This is a genomic window from Amycolatopsis endophytica (assembly GCF_013410405.1).
Classification (GTDB): Bacteria; Actinomycetota; Actinomycetes; order Mycobacteriales; family Pseudonocardiaceae; genus Amycolatopsis_E; species Amycolatopsis_E endophytica.
The window spans coordinates 1,217,849-1,239,405 of sequence record NZ_JACCFK010000002.1 but is presented as its reverse complement, the minus strand read 5'-3'; the positions used below and the strand labels follow the sequence as shown (position 1 = coordinate 1,239,405).

General features: G+C 70.5%; 18 protein-coding genes. 9 read left to right on the top strand and 9 right to left on the bottom strand.

Annotated features, from left to right (window positions below; translation table 11 throughout):
* Positions 1-8: 8 nt before the first annotated feature.
* Together HNR02_RS31465 and HNR02_RS31460 are read right to left on the bottom strand one after the other, a co-directional pair.
* The gene (locus HNR02_RS31465; RefSeq protein WP_179777254.1) at positions 9-1,454 is read right to left on the bottom strand and encodes a carboxylesterase/lipase family protein; all 1,446 of its coding nucleotides are present in this window, start codon (positions 1,452-1,454) and stop codon (positions 9-11) included.
* Positions 1,455-1,480: 26 nt separating this feature from the next.
* Positions 1,481-2,398: an MBL fold metallo-hydrolase gene (locus HNR02_RS31460; RefSeq protein WP_179777253.1), complete on the bottom strand. Its 918-nt coding sequence runs from the start codon at positions 2,396-2,398 to the stop codon at positions 1,481-1,483.
* 101 nt (positions 2,399-2,499) lie between these two features.
* On the opposite strand from HNR02_RS31460, the gene HNR02_RS31455 reads away from it, so the two are divergent.
* The 3 genes from HNR02_RS31455 to HNR02_RS31445 all read left to right on the top strand — a co-directional run bounded on the left by HNR02_RS31455 (position 2,500) and on the right by HNR02_RS31445 (position 5,362).
* Positions 2,500-3,432, top strand: a complete 933-nt coding sequence (locus HNR02_RS31455; RefSeq protein ID WP_246339320.1) for a helix-turn-helix domain-containing protein — start codon at positions 2,500-2,502, stop codon at positions 3,430-3,432.
* Positions 3,433-3,567: 135 nt separating this feature from the next.
* Positions 3,568-4,110, top strand: a complete 543-nt coding sequence (locus tag HNR02_RS31450) for a flavin reductase family protein (RefSeq protein WP_218914339.1) — start codon at positions 3,568-3,570, stop codon at positions 4,108-4,110.
* A gap of 46 nt (positions 4,111-4,156) precedes the next feature.
* Entirely contained in the window at positions 4,157-5,362 is a 1,206-nt protein-coding gene (locus HNR02_RS31445; RefSeq protein ID WP_179777252.1) for an acyl-CoA dehydrogenase family protein, read from the top strand.
* Between the two features lie 96 nt (positions 5,363-5,458).
* On the opposite strand, the gene HNR02_RS31440 is transcribed toward HNR02_RS31445, so the two are convergent.
* The 3 genes from HNR02_RS31440 to HNR02_RS31430 form a co-directional block, all read right to left on the bottom strand.
* The gene (locus HNR02_RS31440) at positions 5,459-7,795 is read right to left on the bottom strand and encodes a LuxR C-terminal-related transcriptional regulator (protein WP_218914338.1); all 2,337 of its coding nucleotides are present in this window, start codon (positions 7,793-7,795) and stop codon (positions 5,459-5,461) included.
* 864 nt (positions 7,796-8,659) lie between these two features.
* A complete protein-coding gene (locus HNR02_RS31435) occupies positions 8,660-9,019 on the bottom strand; it encodes a VOC family protein (protein WP_179777251.1) in 360 nt (119 codons plus the stop codon).
* A 44-nt stretch (positions 9,020-9,063) separates the two neighbouring features.
* On the bottom strand, positions 9,064-10,110 hold the full coding sequence (locus tag HNR02_RS31430) for an aldo/keto reductase (RefSeq protein WP_179777250.1): 1,047 nt from the start codon (positions 10,108-10,110) through the stop codon (positions 9,064-9,066).
* A 74-nt stretch (positions 10,111-10,184) separates the two neighbouring features.
* On the opposite strand from HNR02_RS31430, the gene HNR02_RS31425 reads away from it, so the two are divergent.
* From HNR02_RS31425 to HNR02_RS31405, 5 genes are all read left to right on the top strand, one after another.
* Positions 10,185-10,721, top strand: coding sequence for a TetR/AcrR family transcriptional regulator (locus HNR02_RS31425; RefSeq protein ID WP_179777249.1), 537 nt, complete (start codon positions 10,185-10,187; stop codon positions 10,719-10,721).
* A gap of 270 nt (positions 10,722-10,991) precedes the next feature.
* Positions 10,992-11,978, top strand: coding sequence for a 2-keto-3-deoxygluconate permease (locus tag HNR02_RS31420; RefSeq protein ID WP_179777248.1), 987 nt, complete (start codon positions 10,992-10,994; stop codon positions 11,976-11,978).
* On the top strand, positions 11,975-13,138 hold the full coding sequence (locus tag HNR02_RS31415) for a four-carbon acid sugar kinase family protein (RefSeq protein WP_179777247.1): 1,164 nt from the start codon (positions 11,975-11,977) through the stop codon (positions 13,136-13,138). Before HNR02_RS31420 ends, HNR02_RS31415 begins: the two co-directional genes overlap by 4 nt.
* 22 nt (positions 13,139-13,160) lie before the next feature.
* On the top strand, positions 13,161-14,171 hold the full coding sequence (gene pdxA / locus HNR02_RS31410; RefSeq protein WP_179777246.1) for a 4-hydroxythreonine-4-phosphate dehydrogenase PdxA: 1,011 nt from the start codon (positions 13,161-13,163) through the stop codon (positions 14,169-14,171).
* Entirely contained in the window at positions 14,168-14,986 is an 819-nt protein-coding gene (locus HNR02_RS31405) for a DeoR/GlpR family DNA-binding transcription regulator (RefSeq protein WP_179777245.1), read from the top strand. The genes pdxA and HNR02_RS31405 overlap by 4 nt, the downstream gene beginning before the upstream one ends.
* Before the next feature lie 286 nt (positions 14,987-15,272).
* Here the strand turns inward: HNR02_RS31405 and HNR02_RS31400 are convergent, their stop codons facing one another.
* On the bottom strand, positions 15,273-16,271 hold the full coding sequence (locus HNR02_RS31400) for an aldo/keto reductase (protein ID WP_246339319.1): 999 nt from the start codon (positions 16,269-16,271) through the stop codon (positions 15,273-15,275).
* A gap of 110 nt (positions 16,272-16,381) precedes the next feature.
* On the opposite strand from HNR02_RS31400, the gene HNR02_RS31395 reads away from it, so the two are divergent.
* Positions 16,382-17,266, top strand: coding sequence for a LysR family transcriptional regulator (locus HNR02_RS31395; RefSeq protein ID WP_179777957.1), 885 nt, complete (start codon positions 16,382-16,384; stop codon positions 17,264-17,266).
* Between the two features lie 29 nt (positions 17,267-17,295).
* On the opposite strand, the gene HNR02_RS31390 is transcribed toward HNR02_RS31395, so the two are convergent.
* The 3 genes from HNR02_RS31390 to HNR02_RS31380 all read right to left on the bottom strand — a co-directional run bounded on the left by HNR02_RS31390 (position 17,296) and on the right by HNR02_RS31380 (position 21,551).
* A complete protein-coding gene (locus tag HNR02_RS31390) occupies positions 17,296-18,525 on the bottom strand; it encodes an MFS transporter (RefSeq protein WP_179777244.1) in 1,230 nt (409 codons plus the stop codon).
* A gap of 219 nt (positions 18,526-18,744) precedes the next feature.
* The gene (locus tag HNR02_RS31385) at positions 18,745-20,223 is read right to left on the bottom strand and encodes an aldehyde dehydrogenase (RefSeq protein ID WP_312861234.1); all 1,479 of its coding nucleotides are present in this window, start codon (positions 20,221-20,223) and stop codon (positions 18,745-18,747) included.
* Positions 20,220-21,551 (bottom strand): M24 family metallopeptidase, encoded by a 1,332-nt coding sequence (locus HNR02_RS31380; RefSeq protein ID WP_179777243.1) that lies wholly within the window; start codon positions 21,549-21,551, stop codon positions 20,220-20,222. Before HNR02_RS31380 ends, HNR02_RS31385 begins: the two co-directional genes overlap by 4 nt.
* Positions 21,552-21,557 lie beyond the last annotated feature (6 nt).

The window sequence follows — 21,557 nt, the reverse complement described above, 5'->3', positions numbered from 1 at the left end:
CGGTCCGGTCACCGCGCGGTGCCGAAGACCTCCGCCACAGGTCGTCGCGGATCGTACGCGGCCCAACCCGGGTCCCCGGTCCGGGCGAACGACACCCAGGTGGCGTGCATCCGGGCGGCGAGCCCGTCCGGGGCCGGGTCCGGGCCGAGCAGGCCGGTGTCACCGTGCAGCCACGGCTCGTCGGCGATGTCGAAGACGAAGGGCAACTCGACGGTGTGGGCGGCGCCGAGCCGTCCGTCGAGAGCGGTCGAGCGGTAGCCGAACGAGTACACGTGGGTGCGGCCGCCGGAGATCTGCGCGTGAGCTCCGGCCAGGTGTGCCGTCCCGGCCCCGAACAGGGCCTCCCCGAGCACTGCCGAGCGCAGTTCGCCCTGGCTCGCGTCCGGCAGTGCGGCGCGGTGCGCGGCGACCGCCGTCTCCGGAGCGGGGTGCACCTGCGCGGCGAGGGCGAGCACGTCCTCCTCCGTGGAGGATTCGAGGTTGCCCTGTGGCACGAGGTAGAGGTGGCCCTCTTCGGTGGTGGTGCCGATCAGCAGGTCGACCTCACGGGCCGGACCGTCGGCGAGCCCGTCGGCGGGCTGGACCGGCAGGACGAGGCTGAACTGGCTGAGGCCGGCCAGCGGGTCCGTGGCGGTGCTGGTGCGCAGGTCGAGGCCGGCCAGTGACGGCAGGATCTCCACCAACCGCTCGTCCGGGATCGCGGCGAACGCTTCGGCGGTCGGCTCGGTACCCAGCGTGGCGGCCGCCGCGGCGGTGACCCGGCGCGCCTGTTCCGGGGTGAAGGCGCCGGTTCCACTGCCGCTCTGCACGATCGCCCGCCGGAACAGCCCCTTGGCCCCGGGAGTCGCGAGGAGCGCTCCGACGAGCGTCGCGCCCGCGGACTGACCGCAGATCGTCACGTTGTCCGGGTCACCACCGAACGCCGCGACCGTGGCGCGCACCCAACTGAGCGCGGCGAGCACGTCGAGCAGCCCGCGGTTGGCCGGAGCGCCCTCCAGGTGCAGGAACCCGGGGATGCCGAGGCGGTAGTTCACCGTCACGAGCACGATGCCGTCGCGAGCGAAAGCCCTGCCGTCGTAGAGCGCGGCGCGGGTCGAACCGGTGACGAACCCGCCTCCGTGCACGAAGACCAGGACGGGGCGCTTGCCGCCGTCCGCGGCGGGTGTGCGGACGTCGACGGTCAGGTACTCCTCGCCCGGTACCCAGCCCGGCCCGAAGTAGGGGGTCATGTCGAGCCGGCCGAAGTCGCGGGTGGGCTGGGGCGCTGTGGGCGAAGGCCGCGTGCCGTCGCGGACGCCGGGCCAGCCGGGGTGTGGCTCGGGCGGGGCGAACCGGCCCGCGCCGGCCGGTGCTGCCGCGTAGGGGATGGCACGGTAGAACTCACCGGAGCCGTCGCGGATGCCGCGCACGGCGCCCGCCGGGGTGCCGGCCACCGGATTCCCGTTGTGGGTCATGGAACACGCTTCCTTTCCGGGCGGGGTCAGCGGATGCGGGAGAACGCCGCCCACTCCTTGATCGCGAACTTCGATCCGTGGCGTTCGACCTCGGCGGCGCCGGCGCCGGCGAAGTGCGCGGGGAACACGAGCGCGTTGGTCTCGGCGGCGTGGCCGAGCAGTTTGTGCCGGGTGGCCCGGGACCCGGCCGGGTCCTCGCAGAAGCAGGAGTTGGTTTCCGGCTCGGCGATCTGCAGCGCGGTGTGCACCAGGTCTCCGACGAACAGGGCCCGTTCGCCGCCGGAGGCCAGGGTGAGCACGGACGAGCCGGGAGTGTGCCCGGGTGCGAGGTCGAGCCGCAGGTTCTTGTCGATCCGGTACGACCCGTCCCACAGCCGGGTCAGGCCGGCCTGGTGGACCGGTGCGACGCTGTCCTCGAAGACGTTCTGGTTCCCCCGGCCCAGCACGGACTCGTTCTCGTTGGCCGGGTCCCAGAACTCGAAGTCCCGGCGCGGCATCAGGTACGTGGCGTTCGGGAAGGTCGGCACCCAGGTGCGGCCGTCGAGCCGGGTGTTCCAGCCCACGTGGTCGATGTGCAGATGGGTGTTGATGACGATGTCGACGTCCTCGGGCCGGACCCCGGCGGCGGCGAGGTTGTCGAGGTAGCTCGTGTCCAGGCGGCTCCAGACCGGGGCGTAGGGCCGGTCCTTGTGGTTGCCCACGCCGGTGTCGACGAGGATCGTGCGCCCCTCGCTGCGCAGCAGCCAGGACTGGATCGCCGACTGGCATTGGCCGGTGTCGGGGTTCCAGAAGTCCGGCGCCAGCCAGTCGCGGTGCTCGTCCCACGCGCCATCGGGACTGTCCGGGAAGAACTCCTCCGGGTTCATCTCGACCGAACCGTAGAACTCCTTGACGCGGGTGACGGTGACCTCGCCCAGTGCGATCTGCTCGGGGTTGTGCTCCATGACACCGAGTCTGGGAACGCGGGCGGGTGCGAACCACTCCCGCGTTGTCCTACCCCTCGCGGGGTGTGGCTGGGCTCGGCCGTGCGCCGGATACTGGGCGTATGGACGGACCTGGGCCATTGGGCGATTTCCTGCAGGCCAGAAGGGCGCTGCTGCGACCGGAGCACGTCGGTCTGCGCGACGTCGGCCCCCGCCGACGGGTGGCGGGGCTGCGGCGCGAAGAACTGGCCCAGCTGGCGGGGGTCAGCGTGTCGTACTACACCCGGTTGGAGCAGGGTTTGTCCCGCGGGGCCTCGGCCGAAGTGCTCGAGGCGATCGCTCGCGCCCTCCGGCTCGACGACCACGAGCGCGAGCACCTCGCCCGGCTCGCCGAGGCCGCCCGCCGCGCCCCCCGCGTGCCCCGCCCCCGGCCGGAAAAACTCGCCGACGAGACGCGGGACCTCCTGCGCGCCGTCGACGGTGTTCCGGCGCTGGTGCTCGGCCGGCGCACGGACGTGCTGGCGTGGAACGCGCTCGGGCACGCCCTGCTGGCCGGTCACCTGGACTTCCACAGTCCGGACGATCCGGCGCGGCGGCCGAACATCACCCGGATGCTGTTCCTCGACCCGCACTGTCGCGAGCTGTACACGGACTGGCGGCGCAAGGTCCGCGCGGTGGTCGGCAACCTGCGGATCACCGTCGGCAAGCACCCGCGGGATCCGCTGCTCGCGGAGCTGATCGGCGAACTGACGATGCGGAGCCCGGAGTTCGTCGCGCTCTGGGGTGACCACCGCGTGGCGCCCTGTGACGCCGCGTCCTACGAACTGCACCACCCCGTCGTCGGCGCGGTGACCGTGACCCAGCAGACGCTGTCGATCGCCCGTTCGCCGGACCAGGTGCTGATCGTGTGCACGACACCTGCCGGCTCACCCTCCGACGAGGCACTCGCGCTCCTCCGCCAGACGAGCGGTGCCGCGGAAGTTCCGCGTTGTCGCGAACGTGCCCTTGCCGGCTCCGCGCGCGGCGCAGCCAGTGCCGTCCCGGGAAAGCGGTAACCCTGCCGCTGGGGCGTGATGGGGGACCGGGCGGCCCGCGCGGGGAGCACGACGCCCCGGCTCCGGTGATCGGGTAGTGGGGTGGGGTGATTTCCCCCTACGTCGGACGCGGGCACGCACCTGAAGATCGTCGGCATGGCACAGGCGACGGAAGCCCCAGTTCCGCCTCAGCGGTTCCGCGACGTCATGGCGGCGGTGTGCACCCCGGTGACCATCGTGACCACCATGGCCGACGGCCAGCCGTGCGGCGCGACGGTGTCGTCGTTCGCGTCGCTGTCGTTGACGCCGCCGCTGGTCAGCGTGGCGTTCGACCGGCGTTCGACGGTGCTGGCGCGGATTCGGACGGCCGGCCGCTTCGCGGTCAGTCTGCTGGGCCACGGCCAGGAGGGCGTCGCGACCCTGTTCGCGACCCCTGGAGCCGACCGGTTCACCGGCACCGCCTGGTACGCCGACCGCGGTCTGCCCCGGCTGGAGGCCGCTGCCGGCTGGATGACCTGTCACCTGCACCAGGTGGTCGAGGCCGGGGATCACCTGATGCTGCTCGGTCTGGTCACCCATGCCAGCCGGACCGAGATGCCGCCCCTGGTGTACGCGCACCGAGTCTTCGGAACTCACTCACGCTACGGGACGAGGGCCCGTACGTCCGTCACCGATCTGATCGCGGCTTGTTCTCGCTGAGCGCACCGACCGCCGGCGTCTTCACCGAACAGAAGGAGTCTTCACCATGACGCATATCGCCGACCGGCCTGCCGACACGATTCCCACCGGGGCCGAACTCGTCGACCGGATCCGGGCCCTGCAACCGATGCTCGCCAAGAACTCGGCGCAGGGCGAGGCCGATCGGCGGGTGGTCGAGGAAAGCATCACCGCCTTGGCCGAAGCGGGAGTGTTCAAGATCGCGCAGCCGAAGCGTTACGGCGGCTATGAAACGTCCATGCGCACCATGCTCGACGTTTCCGCGGCGGTCGCCGAGGCCGACGGTGGCACGGCCTGGGTGGTGACGCTGTGCAACGTCTGCGCCTGGGTGGTCGGGCTCTTTCCCCAGCAGGCCCAGGACGACGTGTGGGCCGACACGCCGGACGCGAAGGTCTGCGGCGTGATCACACCGACGTCGGAAACCACCAAAGTGGACGGTGGCTACCGGGTGACCGGCCGCTGGTACTACAACTCGGGATCGTGGCACGCGGACTGGGCCACGATGGGTGTCCCCATCACCGACGAGTCGGGCGCGGTCGTGGACCAGGGGATGGCGCTCATTCCCCGTAGCGACCTGAAACTCGAGGAGACCTGGTTCGTCGCCGGAATGCGGGCATCAGGCTCCAACTGCATGGTCGCCGAAGACGTGTTCGTCCCCGAACACCGGGTCCTGTCTGTTCCTCCCCTGATCGAGGGTCACTACGGCACCGAGCACACCGACGAGACGCTCTACCGTTCCGCGCTCGTCCCGATCCTGGCCCTCGTGCTCGCCGGCCCGCAGCTCGGGCTCGGCCGCAGGGCGCTCGAAATCGTGCAGGCCAAAGCCGCCACGAAGCCGATCTCCTACACCCACTTCGCGGCGCAGTCCGATTCGGTGGGCTTCCAGCTCCAGTTGGCGGAAGCCGCGATGCGGATCGAGACCGCGCATCTGCACGCCTACCGAGCCGCGGACGACATCGACACCGCCGCCGCCCAGGGCGGTTACCCGGATCAGCTGGCCCGGGCGCGGGTGCGCGCGGACACCGCGTGGGTGCTGGACAACGTCACGCGGGCGATCGACATCCTGCTGTTCGCTCACGGTGCGGGCAGCTTCGCCGAAGTCAATCCCCTGCAGCGCATCTGGCGGGACTCGGCCGTCGCCGCCCGGCACGCTGTCACCCTTCCGACGGTCAACTACGAAATCTACGGCAAGGCCCTCCTGCGCCGGGATGACCAGATCACACCCCTGATCTGACGACGGCCGGCCGACGCTCGGGGCGGACCGGATCCGTCCGGCAGGCGACCACTCGTAGCTGATCACCCACGGGAACGCCGAGAAGTTGTACGGTGTCTAAGGGTTCTCGTCGTCTCGGCGGTGCGCGGTGCCGTGCTCGGCCATCCAGACGACCACCTGTGCCCGATTCGACACACCGGTCTTGGCGAACAGTCGTTCCACATGTCCGTCGACGGTTCGCGGCGACAACATGAGCTTCGCGGCGATCTCCTTGTTCGTCATGCCCTTCGCGATGAGACGCGCGACGTCCCGTTCACGCCGGCTGAGATCGACCGCACGCGAAGGCTCACCCTGTACCGGCGATGGGGGAGCGTTGCCGGGACCGCCGGGGAGTCGCCGGTCCCGGCCCTCCTCGAAGAGCGCCTCGAAGCGGGCACGACCGAGTGACCCGGCCGCCGAAGTCCGGCACTCGGCGGAATACCGGGCGAAATGCGGTCCGAACGCCTCGATGGTGGTCCCGAACGACTTCCAGATCCCCTCGGCCTGCCCGAGCAGGCGGGCCGCCTCCTCGAATTCGTGCCGGGAGGCTGCCGTCCAGGCCAGTAGCTCGATGTCCAGAACCGTACTGATGTAGTTGGCATTGGGCGTCGCGCGCAGGGATTGGCGCACCAGATCGGCGGTCGCGCCGCCCGCCTCGCCGTCGATCCACAGGTCCATGGCGCGGGCCCACAGGGTTTCCGACCGCGCCCAGGACTCCTGCCGCCGATCGGAGATGCGCATGGCTTCATCGCACACGGACCTGGCGCGGGTGTGATCACCGGTCAGGGAGAGCGCGACGCTGTACTGGAAGAGCCCCAACAGCACCCCGGCGCTGTCGTCGAGTTTCTTCATGAGCTCGATGCCCTGACACAGGCGAGCGACTCCGGCCCCCGCATCTCCTTCGAACAGGGCTGTCGTGCCCCGGAACATCTCCACGTAGGCGCGCAGGTGGTCGTCGTCGTTGACCTCGGCGATCCGCGCGCCCTCGACCAGGCGGGCATGTGCGGAGCCGGGATCCCCCTGGAGGACCGCGATCCACGCGGCCACCCACAGCGCGTGGCCGCGATCCGGTGTCTGCCGCCGGGACTGGGCCAGCGCCTGGTCGAGCCGGCGCCGCCCCGTCGACAGGAAGCCACCCACCGTCCAGTGGTACCGCAGCGCCGAGACCAGCCGGAGCGCCGCGACGTCGCCGCCCGGTTCGGTCAGTGACCAGTCGAGCGCCGCGGTCAGATTGTCCATTTCCACGCGCAGTTCGGTGAGATTGGCGGCCTGACCGGGCCCGCACCAGGACTCACACAGTCGTTCGGCCGCTGCGAGGTAGTAGTCGCGATGACGCCGGCGCAGCTCGGCCTCCGTCCCCGCGGCGGCCAGGCGCTCGCGCCCGTACTGCCGGATCGTTTCCAGCAGGCGATACCGCGCACGCGGGAACTCGTGGCGCGCGGTGACGACCGACTTGGCCACCAACCCGTCCACCAGGTCCACCACCGGCCCGTGCGCGGGCATGTCATCCGCGCAGATGCCTTCCACGGCGTCGAGGTCGAACTCGGCGGGAAACACCGACAGCCGCGCCCAGAGCAGCCGCTCCGCCTCCGAGCACAGGTCGTAGCTCCAGCCGATCAAGGCGCGCAGCGTCTGCTGGCGGGAGACGGCTGCTGGGTTGCCTCTGGTGAGCAGCGCGAACCGGTCGTCGAGGCGGTCCGCCACCTGGGCGGCCGAGAGGGAGCGAAGCCTGGTCGCCGCGAGCTCGATCGCGAGCGGGAGACCATCGAGCCGGGTGCACAGGCGCGCGACGGTCTCTCGATTTTCCTCGTCCAGGACGAAGCCGGGCCGTACCGCGCTCGCCCGGTCGACGAGGAGCGCGACCCCTTCGTATTTCGCGAGTACCGCTGTCGGAGGAACATCCACCGCGCCGGGCACCGCGAGCGGCTCGATCGTGAGGACGCGCTCTCCGGTGATCCCGAGTGGCTGGCGGCTGGTGGCCAGGACCCGCAACCCCGGCGCATGCCTGAGCACCCGGTCGACGAGGGCGGCGCACGCCACCGTGACGTGCTCGCAGTTGTCCAGCACCATGAGCAGGCGCCGGTCCCGCAGGTGATCGATGATCTGCTCCACGGCAGGACGAGCCGACTGGTCCTTGACCCCCAGCGCCGTTGCCACCGTGTCCGCGAGCTGTGCGGGCTCCTGGAGTGCGGCGAGGTCGACCAGCCACACACCGTGCGGAAAAGCCCGGCGCGCCCGCGCGGCGGCCTGGATCGCCAGCCGTGTCTTGCCGACCCCGCCGGGGCCGGTCAGAGTCAGCAGGCGCCCTGCCTCCATCGCCCGCCTGACTTCGCCCAACTCGCGGTGGCGGCCGATGAAGGAGCTCGTCTGGCTGGGCAGGTTACCCATCGACCGCGCTGTCGGATTCCCGTCCATGGCCGTCACAGCTTGGCATGCGGGGCTGTGATGTTCGAGCCGGAACCGGGCAGGGCGTTCCGGCTCCGCGCCGCGGAGGTGACCGTGCCCCGCAGCACCGTGTGGTGGAAGGGTTTCGTGGCGGTCGCTTCAGTCCTCGCGCGCGTCGCGGTCCTTCCCGGTGAGGGGGCGGGCACGTGGGGGCAGCGAGCATGGCGCGTTCGTGCTCGATGTTCCCGCGGTCGGTGGCAGTGCGGGCTGCGGGCCGGTGAGCCGGAGCCCGTGTCCCGGTGCGAACCGGTCGCGGGGAATGCCGTGGCGCAGGGCCGCTTCCGCGCGGTGCTGGTTGTGCCGCTCACGGGGTGATCCTGCCCTGACTCTCGATTAGTTTCGAGATTAACTTTACATTGCGAAACTGCGGGGGGGCCAGCGTGTCGCGCGGCGCCGTCGCGCTCGTCAAGACTTGGACTTGGGTACGAACCATCGTCCATCCGTGCCTCGCTCGCACCCACGCCCGATCCACCGAAACCAGAACTACCTGGTCGTCGCCGCCCGTGCCTCAATAGACGCGTTCGGGGCCGTTTCCGCTGGTGGAGCGGATGCAGTCCCGTCGTTGTTGCGGGGTTGGGGATGCGGAAGACCGGGACGAGCCGGTCGGCGCCGGTGATAGTGACCTTGGCGACCAGGGCTTCGACTAGGGCTGGTGCGCGATCTGCCGTGTCGGGCTTGGTGGTGTCGCTTCGTCTGTGATGGAGAACTGAGATCCGGACGGCGAGACGTCCACCTGATTTACCGCTTCGACGGCGTTGTTTCATCAGGAGCCGCGGCCAGAGTCCTGGCGCCGAGCCGGGCCAGGACGCCGGGGCGTCGATCGTGGCCGCCGGCCTAGCGAGCCCGCAGGCAGAAGGGGTGGCCGGCGGGGTCACGCAGCACGCGGAACCGTGCCGGGTCGGGCTGGTGGCTTTCCCTGGTGGCGCCGAGATGGATCGCTTCGTGTTCGGCGGCGTCGAGGTCCTGGGCGGCGAGGTCGAGGTGGAGCTGCTTCGGGTGCTCCGCGGAGGGCCAGGTCGGTGCCTGGTGGGCCGCCACCCGGACCGCGCCGAGGTGCACCGGGCCGGCCTGCACCGCGCAGAAGTCCGGCGTCGCGATCACCACCTCGCCGCCGAGTAGTGCCGCCCAGAACCGGGCCAGGGCGAGGGGATCGGTGCAGTCGACGTTGATCGCGGCGAGGGTGGCGATGGGCATCGGGAGCTCCCGGGCGATCGATGTGCGAGTGGGCCGGTCGGTGGTCACGCGACGGGGACGAGCGGGGCGTCGAGACGGCTGCGGTCGCCGTCGGTCCCGTGGGCCAGCGCGGCCGCCACGTCGGCGTGCGGCGCCCCCGGTCGGATCGCGCTGACCTCGTCCAGGTGCCGGTAGTGCTCCTGGCTGAGTTCCACGTTCAGGGCGTCGAGGTAGCCCGCCAGGTGGGCCGTGGTGCGGGGTCCCACGATCGGGAGCATCGAGGCCTGCACGCGGGTGGCGCGGTAACGGAGCCAGGCCAGGGCAACCTGGACCGGTCCCGTCCCGGCCTCCTCGGCGACGGCGAGGACCGCGTCGAGTACGGCGCTGCGCCGGCCGGTGTCCTCGACAGAGGTTCCGCCGGCGCGGGCGCTGAGCCGACCGTGCTCGCCGCGCCGGTACTTCCCGGTCAGTAACCCGCCTGCCAACGGGGAGTACAGCACCACGCCCAGGCCGTGCGCCTGCGCCATCGGGATCAGTTCCCGCTCCGCGGAACGTTCGGCCAGGCTGTACTCGGTCTGGATGCCGGCCAGCGCGGCGCGCCCGCTCAGCTCCGACCGCACTGCGGCGCCCGCGACCCGCCAGGCGGGGAAGTTCGACAGCCCGGCGTAGCGGATCTTGCCCGCCCGGATGAGGTCCTCGAACCCGGCCAGGATCTCCGGCATCGGCGTCACGCCGTCGGGGAAGTGCGGCATGAAGACGTCCACGTGGTCGGTTCGCAGGCGCCGCAGGCTCTCCTCCAGGGAACGGATCATGGTCTTGCGGCTGTTGCCGGTGGTCCCCGTCCGGGCCGGTGATTGACGGGTCCCGCTGTACTTGGTGATCACCACGAACTCGTCGCGTTCGCGACCGAGGAAATCGCCCAGCAGCTTCTCGGCTTCGCCGTCGTGGTAGATGTTCGAGACGTCGAACGTGGTGCCGCCGGCCGCGACGAACGCCTCGAAAATCTCCCTCGCGCCTGCCTGGCCGGCGGCCGCCGAGCTGAAGTTCGCCGTGCCCAGCACGTACTCCGAGACGCGTAAGCCGGTCTGCCGTCCGAAGGTCTGGTAGCGCAAGAGGATCTCCTCCGGGTGCGAGCCGTGATGGGGTAGGGTTCAGACGCTACCAGAAAAACGAATGGTCGTTCTTTATGCCGAAGGTCACCCAGGCCCACCTCGACGCGCGCAGGCAGCAGGTCATCGACGCGGCCCGCGCACGCTTCGCCGCACACGGTTTCGCGCGCACCTCCATGACCGACATCGTGGAAGCCTCCGGGCTCTCCGTCGGAGCGATCTACCGGTACTTCAAGAGCAAGGACGAGATCGTCGCCGCGATCTGCGAACAGGCCAGCCAGGTACTGCCCGCCGAACTGACGGCCGGGTCGGTGCGCGAGTTCCTCCAGGGCATCCGCACCGCCGCGCGAGAGGAGGACCATGCCCGGCTCGTGGCCCAGATCTACGCCGAGGCCGCGGTTTCCCCGCCGCTGGCCACTCTCGTCCGCCGGCAACTGGACGAACTGCACAGCGCCGTCGCTGCACTGCTGCCCGGCCGCCCGCCAGCGGAAGCGCACCGCCTCGCCGAAGCGTTCGTGACCCTCTGCGTCGGCTACAACCAGCAACTCGCCGTGCGCGGCGACCTCGACCCGGCCCCGTTCGCCGCGGCCCTCGAGACACTCATCGGCCTGTGAGCAGGAGTGTCGGCACGACTTGGGCGGGCGGTGGAGAACGCACTGGCGGCCAACCTGCCGCGCCGTCGGATGGCCTGCGGCCGGACCCCACCCGCCGTGGACATCAGACCAGGATGTCGGGGCGGCTCCCGTCGCCGGCCCTCGTGCACCGGCGGCAGCACGAGTCAGGGTTACGTGCATCACACTGCGCACAACGCGCAATCCGAATTAGTATTGCGCGAACAACGCAGTCCGGATGCTCCGGGCTTCGCTCGTTCAAGGAGGAGCGTCGTGGCGATTCCCATCAAACGCCGTCTCGAGGCGATCCCGGGCGGCATGATGATCGTTCCGCTGCTGATCGGTGCCGTGCTGTACACCGTGGCCCCCGGCACCGGCAAGTTCTTCGGTTCCTTCACCGGAGCTCTCTTCTCGGGCTCACTCACCATCCTCGCCGTCTTCTATGTCTGCATGGGCGCGGGCATCGAGGTACGGGCCACGCCCTACATCCTCAAAAAGGGCGGTGCCTTGTTCGCGGCCAAGGTGCTCGCGTCCGTCGTCGTCGGGGTGATCCTCGGCCGTCTTCTCGGCGAGCTGCCGATCAGCTCGGGTGCCTTCGCCGGGTTGTCCACCCTCGCCGTCGTCGCGGCGATGAACGACACCAACGGCGGCCTGTACATGGCGCTGATGGGCCAGTTCGGCAAGGGCAAGGACGTCGCCGCGTACTCGATCATGACCATCGAGTCCGGGCCGTTCCTCACCATGCTCACGCTCGGCGCGGCCGGCCTGTCCGCGTTCCCGTGGCAGACCCTCGTCGGCGCCGTGCTGCCGCTGCTGGTCGGCATGCTGCTGGGCAACCTCGACCCGCAGATGCGGGAGTGGCTCGGCCGCGCCGTGCCGGTGCTCATCCCGTTCTTCGCCTTCGCGCTCGGGTCGAGCATCGACCTGACATCGGTGTGGCGGGCGGGCCTGCTGGGCATCGGGCTCGGGCTCTTCGTCTTCGTCGTGACTGGCGCGGTGCTGCTGCTGGCCGACAAGTTCACCGGCGGAACAGGTGTGGCGGGTATCGCGGCCGCGTCGACGGCGGGCAACGCCGCGGCGGTTCCCGCGATCGTCGCCTCGGCCAACCCGGCGTACCAGGCGGCGGCCCCGCAGGCGACGATCCTGGTGGCAGCCTCGGTGGTGGTGACCTCATTGCTCGTTCCGTTCGCCACCGCGTGGTTCGCCGCGAGAGCCAGGAGGAAGGAGGAGGCACGGGTGACCGAAGGGACCTCGACATGAAGAAGCGGCTGGTCATCGTTGCCGACGACCTGACCGGTGCAGCCGATGCCGCCGCCGCGTACGGGCCGTTCGCCGAGGTCTCGGTGATGCTCGACATCACCGGGGTGCTGCCCGGCGCCGAGGTGATCGCCGTCGACACCGACAGCAGGCACCGCAGCCCCGAGTTCGCCGGCCGCGCCGTCACCGCCGCCGTCCGCGCCGCGGTCGCCGCGGGGATCCCGCTGTACAAGAAGATCGACTCGACACTGCGGGGCAACATCGCCGTCGAGATCGGCGCCGCCCTGCACGAGCTGTCGGCCACCGCCTTGCTCGCGCCTGCCTTCCCGGACATGGGCCGCACCGTGACCGGCGGTGTCCTGCGCGTCGGTGGCATCGTCAGGGGAGACGTGCGGGATCGCTTCGCCGGAAGTGGCTTGCGCACCGCGTTGATCCCGCTCGAGGTGGTCCGGCGTGGACAGTCCGAAGTGGTTTCCGCATACCGTTCCGCGGAGGCCGACGTGGTGTGCGCCGACGCGGTGACCGAGGCCGATCTGGAGGTCCTGCACGCGGCGGGTGCGGCACTGGGGCCGGACGCCCTCCTGGTCGGCTCGGCGGGGCTGACGCGGGTCGCGGCGCGCGCCCGTGGTTTCGCCGGGCCGTTGTCCGTGCCCGCCAGTACCGGTTCGGTGCTCACGGTGCTCGGGAGTTACTCGACGCTCGCGCGTGAGCAGCGCGCGGCGCTGACGGCCTCAGGGAAGGTGACCACGGTGACGATCGCGGCTCCGTTCGGCCCCGGCGAGCAGAGCCGGGCCGCCGCCGAACTGTCCGCGGCCGACGGTGACGTGCTGCTCGCCCCGGATCCGCACGCCCCGGTGGAGCGCGCGCACGCCCGCGAGGTCGCGAGCGCGCTCGCCGCCGTCGCGGCCGCTCACGTGTCCCAGCGGCGCACGACCTTGGCCGGGCTGATCCTCACCGGCGGTGAAACCGCGCGCGCCGTGCTGCTCGCCGCAGGAGTACGCGGGTTCGCGGTGCACGGCGAGATCGCGCCCGGCGTCGTCCACTCGACCATCCCCGCGCTCGGCGGGCTACCGCTGATCACCAAGGCCGGCGCCTTCGGCGCACCGGACACCCTGGAGCGAGCGCGGCGCACGCTGCACGCCCCGGCCGCGGCATCACACTGAACGAGAGGGAGAAACGATTCTCATGGCACGTCCCGTCATCGCCATCACCATGGGGGACGCCGCCGGCGTCGGCCCGGAGGTCGTGGCGAAGGCACTGGCCGCACCGGATCTCTACCGCTCGTGCCGCCCCTTGGTCGTCGGCGACGCGAACCGGCTGCGCAAGGCCGTCGACATCACCGGCGTCGGGCTGGAGGTGCGATCCGTCGACGCGCCCGAGGACGGCACCTACCGTGCCGGCTCGATCGACTGCCTCGACCTGGGCGTGATCCCCGAGGACCTGGCGTTCGGGGTGCTGTCCCCGGTCGCCGGTGAGGGCGCTTACCAGTTCGTCAGGGCGGCGACCGAACTGGCCGTCGCCGGTCGGGTGCACGCGATCTGCACGGCACCGCTCAACAAGGAGGCGCTGCAGGCCGCCGGGCACAGGTATCCCGGGCACACCGAGCTGCTCGCCGCGCTCACCGGGACCCCCGAAGTGTCGATGATGCTGTCCGCGCCGAAGCTGCGCGTGGTGCACGTGACAACGCACATCGGGCTCGTCGACGCCGTCGCGAAGATCGAGCCCGGTCTGGTGGCCCGCACCATCCGGCGGGGGCATGAGACCTTGCGCAAGTCCGGCGTCGAGCGGCCCCGCATCGCCGTGTGCGGTATCAACCCGCACGCAGGCGAGAACGGCCTGTTCGGTCACGGTGAGGAGGAGGACAAGATCGCGCCCGCCATCGCGCGCTGCCGCGGCGAGGGCATCGACGTGAGTGGCCCCCTGCCCGCCGACACCGTGTTCTTCCGCGCCGTGCGGGGCGACTTCGACCTGGTCGTCGCGATGTACCACGACCAGGGCCACGGGCCCGTCAAGGTTCTCGGCCTCGACGTCGGTGTGAACATTACAATCGGCCTACCGGTGATCAGGACCAGCGTCGATCACGGCACCGCGTTCGACATCGCGGGGACCGGCAGGGCCGACGAGGCGAGCATGCTGGAGGCCCTGCGGCAGGCGGTCGAGCTGGCACCGGAGGTGGAGGAGGAACCAGCGTCGTGAACGCGCGCACGCGGCGGGCCGCGATCCGGGATCTGCTGCGCACCCGTCCGGTCGGGGTCGACGAGCTCGCCGTGCGCTTCGATGTCACAGCCTCCACCATCCGGCGCGATCTCGCCGCCTTGACCGAGGCCGGCGAAATCGTGCGCACCTACGGTGGAGCGCTCGCCCCGAGCGGTGACGAACAATCGCTGCACGAGCGGGAAAGTCTGGGTGGCGTGGAGAAGGCCGCCATCGCGCGCGAGGCCGAGCGGCACATCCGGGCGGGACAGCTGCTGCTCCTCGATGCCGGGACGACGGTCGGCGCACTCGCCGCACGGCTGGTGGCGTGGAAGGGGATCACGGTCGCCACGACGGGGCTGACCACCCTCAACGCGCTCGCGGACGCCGAGGGCGTGGAGCTGATCGCGCTGGGCGGCGTGGTGCGCCACATCAGTCAGGGCACCGTCGGTCCGCTCACCGAGCTGGTGCTGGGCACACTGACCGCCGATGCGGTGTTCCTCAGCGGCGATGGCGTCACGGCGGACCGGGGCGTGTGCGAGGCCAGTGCCGAGCAGGCCGCCGTGAAGCGGCGACTGATCGAGCAGGCCGGCGCGACGTACGTGCTGGCCGACGCGAGCAAGCTGGGGCGCGCGAGCTCGCACTGGTGGACGCCCCTGCCCGCGGAGTGGACCTTGATCACCGACCCCTCGGCCACCGAGGAGCAGCTCGCCTGCTTCCGCGCCCGGCCCGGCGTCACGGTCGTTGTCGCTCCGGCAGCCGGGACAGCGGGCTTGTCCGGTCCACGAGAGGCCCGCGGCGATCACGCCCGAAGCTAGCCCGCACGACGGCGTCCCGCGGACGGGCATCGGCGTGCAGCGGGAGCAGCGCGCGCCGGAGGTCCGCCCGGGACCGACGACGCCTCGGCGGCGCAGGGCCCACGCGGTCGGAAGTCCGGCGGTTCCCGCTCCGCACCGGGGACCTGATGTCCGCCCTCGTCGGTCCCGCCGTCACGTCCCCCGATAACGACACTGTCGCACCGCCGGAGCCGGGTCCCGCTCCGCCCGCCCCGGCGGTGCCGCGCGTATCACCGGATGGGTTCTGCCGGTGCTCTGCCGGGTGCCCTCATGGCCGGTCGGGACCGGATCCGGCACCGGTCCGGACGATCGCCTGGGCGATGGTGTCCAGGTCCTCAGCGGTCAGGGTGAGGGTCGCCGCGGGCAGCCAACCGTCCACCTGCTCCGGCCTGCGTGCTCCGACGATCGCGGCGGTGACACCAGGCCAGGCCAGTGTCCAGGCGACAGCGACAGCTCCGGCCGACACACCGTGCCGCTGCGCGATCGGTTCCAGCGCGGTGGCCAGCGCGAGATTCGCGGCCAGGTTGGTCGTGAACTCCGGGTTCTCCCGGCGGTGGTCGTCCTCGGGCAGGGCTGCGACGCGCTCTTCCGTGAACGCGCCGGTGAGCAGCCCGGACTGCATGGGGGAGTAGACGATGGCCCCGGTGGCATGCTGTGCGCACCACGCCAGCTCCGCGGCCGCTTCTCGTTTGATGGCTGAGAACGGTGGCTGCAGCGAGTCGACGTGCCCCACCTTCTCGGCGATCTCCAGCTGCGCGAGGTCGTGATTGGACAGGCCGACCGCCCGGACCTTGCCCTCGTCGCGCAGGTCGACCATCGTCTGCCAGTAGTCCTCGAGGGCGGTTCCGTCCTCCGCGGGCCAGTGCACCTGGTAGAGGTCGATCCGCTCGACGTCCAGCCGGCGCAGCGAGTCCTCGACTTCCCGTCGCACACTCGCTGCCGACATGATCCGCTCGGGTGCCGCTCGCCTGTTTTGCTGGTCCCAGACCAAGCCGCACTTGGTGAAGATGTACGGCCGATCGGATTCCGGCATTCCGGCCAATGCACGAGCGACGACCTCCTCTGATCGTCCGAGCCCGTAGACCGCGGCGGTGTCGATCCAGTTGATCCCCTGGTCGACCGCGTGCCGGATCGCCGAGATCGACTCGTCGTCGTCCTGGGACCCCCAGCCGGCGGCCCAGTCACCGCCACCGATCGCCCAGGCGCCGAAGCCTACGCGGGTCAGATCCATCCCGGTGTCGCCGAGGGGTGCCGTTGGCAAGGACAAGGTTCTCTCCTCAAATCCCGGTTGCTGCGTTCGCAGTCCACTCTTCCGCGGGCGGGTTGACCTGTCCAACAGAAGAAATCGCACAGATTCATCGGCTAGGCTGCACAATCATGGAGCTGCGTCATCTCGAGTACTTCGTGGCGGTCGCCGAGGAACGGCACTTCACCCGCGCAGCGCGCCGGCTCATGGTGTCCCAGTCCGGCTTGTCCGCCTCGATCCGGACGTTGGAACGCGAACTGGGAGGACCGCTGTTCGTCCGTTCCACGCGACGTGTCGAACTCACCGAGATCGGTCGCGCGGTCCTCACCGACGCGCGGCGCGCCATCGCGGGCGCCGAGGCGGCGAAGCAGGCCGCCGCGGAGGTCCAGGGACTTGTCAGAGGCGTGCTGGCGGTCGGGACCGAGCAGTGCATCGGCGTCGTGGACGTCCCCGGGGCCCTCGCGAAGCTCCACGCGGCACACCCTCGCATCGAGATCCGGCTCCGGCACAGCGGGTCGGCCGATTTGATGCGAGAGCTCGTCGCCGGGCAGCTCGACGTGGCTTTCGTCGCGGGGGACGAGCCGGTTCAGGACAGCGTGCGCACGGTGCCCCTGGCGGCCGAACCGATGGTTCTGCTGACCGGGCCGCGGCATCCGCTGGCAACCGTCGACGTACCGGCCTGGTCGGAGTTGTCCGCCGAGACCTTTGTGGACTTCCATCGTGACTGGAGTATCCGCCAGGTGACGGATCACGCCTTTGCGGAGCAGGGACTCACTCGTCGCGTGGCTTTGGAGGTCAACGACGTGCACAGCCTGCTGGATCTGGTCCGGTGCGAATTGGGTGTGGCGATCGTGCCGCGGCCGGTGGCGATGAAGGACAAGGCAGCGGGCCTGGTGTCGCGACCGCTGCCGGGCGAGGTGCTGTGGCGGGTGTCGCTCGCTGTCGGCGATGGTGCGCACGCGAGTCCGGCGGCCCGGGCGTTCTGCGCGCTCTGCGGTGCGCTCACCGCCGAGTGAGGCACGAGACGGGAGCACGGCCGAGGTCCTCACCCGCTCACCGTGTCGGGCGAGGCGGCCACTGCCCGGTCCGCCGCCCCCGCCGCCTCGAGCCGCGGCAGCGGGATCATCCCCAGCGCGGACAACACGAAGAACCCGGCGCACACGATCAGACCCGAGGACAGTCCGTACCCTGCGGCCAGTCCGCCGAGCGCCAACGGGGCGAAGGCCGAGACACCGCGGCCGACGTTGAAACAGAATCCGGCGCCGCTGGCACGCACCCGAGTGGGGAACAACCCGCCGAGATAGGCGCCGAACAGTGCCCCGAACGAGGCCAGGAAGGCGAACAACGGCCCGATCCAGACGAGCACGCTGTGGCTCGTGGTCAGTACGTAGACCGGGAGGATCAGGGCGGAGGCCAGGAGAGTGAGCATGATGGTGACCTTGCGGCCGATCCTGTCGGCGACGTAGCCGAAAACGTTGTAGCCGACGAACATCGCGGCGTTGTTCGCGGCGACCAGCAGAGCGACGAGCTTGATGTCGAGACCGCGGCCGGTCAGGAAGGTGGGCAGCCACGTGCTGACCCCCCAGAACCCGACCTGGGCCAGCGCGACCACGACCGTCCCGAGCACCGTGGATTTCCGCAGTTCCGGTGCGAAGATTTCCTTGATGGTGACGGACCTGGAGCGTTCCCCGGCGCCGGTGCGGCGCTGCGCCAGCCAGCTGGTGGACTCCTCGATCGTGACGGCGACGACGAGCACCGGGACCAGTACCGCCGCGCCCAGAACCAGGAACATCAACCGCCAGTCGGGTAGCAGCAGAGAGCCGGCCAGCGAGGCGATCACGCCGCCCACCGGGAACGCCGCGATCACGAACGCGACCGCGCGGGCACGCTGGTGTTCGGGCCAGGCCTCCACGACCAGTGTCGAGACGGCGCTCCACACGCCACCCAGCCCGAACCCGGCGACGAACCGCAGGGTGAGCAGCAGCCAGAAACCGCCGGGGACCGCGAGGAGTGCCGTGAACACCCCGAAAACCAGCAATGAGGTGAGCAATGCGGTCTTGCGTCCGTGGTTGTCGGCGAACCAGCCCGCCGACAGGCTGCTGAAGCCGATGCCCAGCAGTGTCGCGGTGGCCAGCCACCCGCCCTGCACGGCCGTGAGGTGCAGATCCGAGCGGATGGTGGGTAGCGCGACCGTCAGAGCGACGAGCTCGACGGCGTCGAAGGTGTAGGCGAGGAAGCAGCTCGCGAGAACCGTCCACTTCGTACGGTTTGCCATGGGGTGACTCCGATGTCAGGGCTTCGTGCCGGCATGACGCGGACAGCCATGTGGTGGTCTGGTGGCGCCGGCGGGTGTGGGTTCGTCGGGCAGTGCGGCATCCGGGCGCCGGTTCTCGACCCGCACGGCACGGCGACGGGTGCGCGGTCGCACGCCGGTGCGCGGTCCGCGAACGGGGCCACGACGACATCCGTGTGCTCGTGGCCCCGCCGTTCGGGTTCAGTTGAGCCGGAACGGGTCGCGGGCGTTGCCCGCGAGATCGACCCACACCGCTTTCGTGTCGGTGTACTCACGCACGGCGTCCATCCCGCTTTCCCGGCCCCAGCCGCTGTGGCCGTTGCCGCCGAAAGGCACGTTCGGCGCGACCATGCGGTAAGCGTTGATCCACACGTTGCCCGCCCGCAGTCGGTGCGCCACCCGGTGGGCCCTGCGCACATCGTTCGTCCAGACACCGGCCCCCAGCCCGTACCGCGTCCCGTTGGCTATGCGGACCGCCTCGTCCTCGGTGCGGAAGCGCAGCACCGACAGCACGGGGCCGAAGATCTCCTCCTGCGCGATCTCCATGTCCGGACGCACCCCGGTGACGACGGTGGGGAGGTAGAACATGCCGCCGAGGGCCGGGTCGCCCCCTCCGCCGTGCACGATCCGCGCCCCCTCGGCGGCCGCCCGCTCCACGAAGCCCGTGACGGTCTTGAGCTGCGTCTCGTTGGCGAGCGGGCCCATCTCACTCGCCGGGTCGAGCGGATCACCGAGCTTGATGGCGCGGGTCCGCTCCACGAGGCGGTCCAGGACGGGTTGCTCGACCTCCTCGTGCACCACCAGGCGCGAACCGGCGACGCAGGTCTGTCCTGAGGCGGCGAAGATCCCGGCGATCACGCCGTCGACCACCGCGTCGAGGTCGCTGTCCGGAAAGACGACCTGGGCCGACTTGCCGCCGAGCTCGAGGGTGGTCCGGGCCAGGTGTGCCGCGGCGCCCTGGGCGACTTTGATGCCCACCTCCGGTGAACCGGTGAACGCCACCTGCCGCACGCCGGGATGAGCCACCAGCGCTCGGCCGAGGTCGGCGCTCTGCCCGGTCACGACGTTCAGCACACCCGGTGGCAGACCCGCTTCCACCGCCCGCTCGGCGAGCGCGAGCGCGGTGACCGGGGTGTATTCGGACGGCTTGACCACCAGTGCGCACCCGGCCGCCAGCAGCGGGGCGAACTTCCACATCAGCAGCGACAGTGGCGAGTTCCAGGGCACGATGGCCCCCACCACCCCGACCGGCTCGTGCCGGGTGTAAATGAGGAAATCCGGGTTCTGGGCGGGGATGACGTCGCCTTGTAGTTTGTCGGCGACGCCGGCGAAGTAGCGGAGCCACTCCGGTAGCGCCTTCGCCTGCCCGGAGGTCTCCCGGATCAACTTGCCGTTGTCGGTGCTTTCCAGGCGGGCCAGCTCGTCCGCGTCGCGTTCCAGGACGTCCGCCAGGCGGCGCATGAGGCGGGCTCGTTCGAAACCGGTGGCTCGTCCCCACTCGCCGGTCATCGCCGCGGTGGCCGCCTCGACGGCGCGGTCGACGTCCTCCGGTCCGCCGTCGGGCACGCTCGCCCACGCCCGGCCGGTGAAGGGGTTGACGGTGTCGTAGCGCCTGCCGTCGGCCGCTTCGGCCCACGTGGCGCCGATGCGCATCCGGTACTCCGCCAGTGTGGTTGTCACGCGGGGGCTCCGTTCCGTCCCTCAGGGGTGTTGAGATGTGACTGGGACTCACGGACGGCGGGCAGCGGACCGGTCGCGGCGAAGTAGCGTTGCCCTGCGACCAGGAGCTCCTCGGCGGGGAAACGGGTGATGACCTCGCATCCGTCGGCGGTCACCACCAGTTCCTCCTCGATCCGGGCGGCCGACCAGCCGTCCTTGGCGGGCCAGTAGGTCTCCAGTGCGAACACGTTGCCCTCCTCGAGGACCTCGGGGTGGTCGAGCGAGGTCAGACGGGAGAAGATCGGCTTTTCCCACACGGAGATACCCACGCCGTGCCCGTACTGCAGCGCGAAGGCCGCTTCCTCGTTGTCGAAGCCGAAGTCCTGTGCCTTCGGCCAGAGGGACACGATGTCGGCGGTGGTGACACCGGGTTTGACCGCGGCGAGTGAGACATCCATGATCTCACGCGCCCGTTTGTAGGCGTCGCGCATCGCCGGCGAGGCGCTGCCGACCGCGAACGTCCGGTAGTAGCAGGTCTGGTAGCCCAGGTAGGTGTGCACGATGTCGAAGTAGGCCGGGTCGCCGGGCCGCATCATCCGGTCGGAGTAGAGGTGCGGGTGCGGGTTGCAGCGCTCACCGGAGATCGCGTTGATCCCCGAGACGAACTCCGAGCCGTTGTCGTAGAGCAGTTTGGACACCAGCCCGACGGTCTCGTTCTCCTTCATCCCCGGCTTCAGAGCCCGGTACAGCTCCTCGTAGGCCATGTCGGCCAGGCCACAAGCGTGCGTGAGCAGGGAAATTTCGTCGCGCGTCTTGACGCGGCGCGCTTCGAGGAAGACCTGCTGCCCGTCCTGCACGTCGATCCCTTCGGCGAGCAGGGCCCGGTGCACGGGCAGCTCGATGAAGTCGACGCCGAGCGGTTCCTTGTCCAGCCCGTGCGCGCGCAGCTCCTCGGCGACTTTGGCGGCCACCGACTCCGCCCGGCCCGCCCCGGGGTGGATCGCTCCGCGCAGCGTGGAGATTCCGGCCCGGGACCGCGAGGTGCCGTCTTCGTCGGTGAGCCAGGGGTTGTACAGCTGGTGGTGCTTGGCGGCGGAACCGAAGTCCCACACGATCGGTTCGGCGCCGCGCATGAGCAACGCGAACCGGACCATCTTGTCGATGCCCCAGGTCCCGATGTGCGTCGCGGTCATGTACCGGATGTTGTAGAAGTCGAATGCCAGCACGGCACCGAACTCGGACCGCTCGAGGTGGTCCCGCAGCCGCGCCAGTCGTTCGGTGCGCAGCCGGTCCATGTCGATCCGCGCTTCCCAGTCGACGTTGGTGCTGCCGTAGGTGGCGATACCCATTTCCGT